A 2,505-nucleotide genomic window follows, 5' to 3' on the forward strand; every position below is an offset into this window, starting at 1 on the left:
CCGCCGGGTAACCCCGGCGCATTGCTGCGCCGGGGTCCCCTCAGAACCGTGCGTGCACCTCGTCGATGCACACGGCTCAAGCAAGCCGCGAGGACGCTCATCGGATTGTGCTGTGTCGGATGCGAGCGGCGTGTCGCCGTGCGCATTCGGCGTGTACCAAGCGGGTTTGATCGCCCCGCGACGTCGTTTTCCCCGTGTGTCGAAGGTAATCGACAGAGATCGCCTTGCGGGCGATCACTTGCCACCAACGCTCCCATTCCAACGGGGATTGTGGTGGCTGGTGAGGAGTCAGGACGTTTTCCCCGCACATCGGGCAGCGCCCCTCCTGCCGGTCGAGCAGGCGGAGGTTGTAGCTGTCGAGCGCGGGCTTGATCCTGTGACGCCGCTTGACCCAGTACTCCGTCAGGGCGGGGTCGTCTGGTGACGCCTCGCCTTTGACCAAGGTGTGTCGGACGATCGGTGTCCATGACGACTTGACCAGGAAGGTGCCGCTATCGCTGTCACCGAAGACCCAGTAGTCGTTTCTGAACTTGTTGTACTTGCCGAAGTACCGCCCGGAGATCCAGTGCTTCGACTTCTTGGGATGTTGGTAGCAGGCCCACTTGTAGGTCAGCTTCCACATGTGGATGTCGATGTCCTTGAAGACCTCGGCAGCCACCACCCCTCGGTAGTAAGCGGCCCATCCCCGGATGATGGGGTTGAGCTTGGCGATGACCGCCTTCTCGTTCGATCCGCGCAAACCATGCATCACTTCCGAGAGCCGTTCCCGATGCCGCTTGACGGCGGCCTTGCTTGGCTTGATCAGTAGCTTGCCCACCGGATAGCGGCGGAGATTGAAGCCCAGGAAGTCGAAGCCGTCTTCAAGGTGGACCACTCGGGTCTTTTCCTCGTTGAAGGCTAGGCCCCTGGGCTTCAGCCACTCGGCAAGCTGTGCCTTGACCTCATGCACCTGCTGCTCTGTAAAGCAACAGACGACGAAGTCATCGGCGTACCTGATCAGTACCGCGGAGTCTGGGCGCGTCTTTCCCCTGATAGATGGGGCAGTTTCGATCCGGACTCCGGCCGCCTCCTCCAGGCCATTCAGTGCGACGTTCAACAGCAGAGGGCTGATCACGCCCCCTTGCGGGGTGCCCTCCTTGGTCGGGGAGAACCCCTTGCGGGATTCGAACACTCCGGCCCTCAACCACTGCTCGATCTGTCTCCGGCCCGGGAACATCCCGAGAGCGGAGAGCAGTCGGCCGTGATCGATCTTGTCAAACGCCGCTGACAGGTCCGCATCCAAGATCCACACCCGCGTTGAGCCCTTGCGGAGCGTGTTGAAGAGCATCTCGATGGCGTCCTGGCAGCTGCGGCCCGGTCGAAAACCGTAGGAACGGGCCTCGAACCTGGCCTCCCACTCGGGCTCCAACGCATTGCGAACACGGCCTTGATGGCACCGGTCGACAATGACTGGAATTCCCAGTGGGCGCTGCTTCCCGTTGGCCTTGGGGATATACACCCGCTTCACCGGCAGGGGTCTCCAGGAGCCCCGGCCACGGTGCACTTGCATCGCGACCTTGGCCCGATCTTCGGAGGTCAGAGCGACCACCCCATCCACCCCGGCCGTGACGCGGCCAGCGTTGCGCTGCGTCGCCTGCCGCACGCTCACCAACGTGTTCGACCGGCTGCGCAGCATCAACTTTTGCAGGTTCCGGACTTGTGCCCAGTCCTGCTCCTGAGTCGCCTTGAAAATCCTCTGCCGCAGTCGCTGTACTTTGAGCTCGCAGGCACGCCAATTTACGGCGTCCCAGTCGACCTCCTTGCCCTCAGGTCCGTTCACCATAGGTGCCTAACTTGTCCCTCGGTTCCAGTGCCACGACACAAAATCATCAAAGGCTCACCTGTCCACGTCAGCCCGCTTTCGCGTCCGGGCACGAGGCCCGGTATCCGACCGGTTATCTACGGCAGCCGGCGGAGGAGCCGACCACATAGCCGCAGTTTCCCGACTCCTTTTGGCTGTCGGCATTCGCTTCTTGGACATCCTGTTCCCGCTCGGGAGTTCAGCTCTCCTTGCGGTCGGCCTACCGTCGTTTTACCTTCAGCGACGGACCCGGACGGGGTTTCCACGTTTCGCACACATGAGATGCGACCGGGGTCGGGTGCCCTCTGTACCCCGAGGTCAGCGGTACTCACACGACCAGTAGGTGGTCCCTGGTCGCCGCCTGCCGCTCCTCCACGGCGTAGACCCTGCACCCCGGATTTGCTTCCATCCACCCGAGGTTTCTGGGTAACGAGGCATCATCGAGGGTTCACTGCTGTTCACCCACCCGGCCTTCCCCTCCTCCGCTCCCCGGATGGATCGGGGCGCGGTTCGCATGTTCCCTGAGCTTCGAACCCCGGGATTACTCCCAGCGCACGTCAGGGCGGGGACGGGCATCGAGTACTAGCCCGAGATCACGGAGCAGGCATACGCCCACCCTCCCTTCCCGTGATCCGCTCATGTTGTGCGACCTCGTGTCGCAACCA

General features: G+C 62.6%; 1 protein-coding gene. It reads right to left on the bottom strand.

The genetic code is table 11. The features are described from left to right. Nucleotides 1-97: 97 nt before the first annotated feature. On the bottom strand, nt 98-1,819 hold the full coding sequence (gene ltrA, locus ACSIH6_RS39230) for a group II intron reverse transcriptase/maturase (protein WP_435113942.1): 1,722 nt from the start codon (nt 1,817-1,819) through the stop codon (nt 98-100). Nucleotides 1,820-2,505 lie beyond the last annotated feature (686 nt).

The organism is Nocardiopsis synnemataformans (assembly GCF_965343085.1).
In the GTDB taxonomy this organism is placed as follows: Bacteria; Actinomycetota; Actinomycetes; order Streptosporangiales; family Streptosporangiaceae; genus Nocardiopsis; species Nocardiopsis alborubida.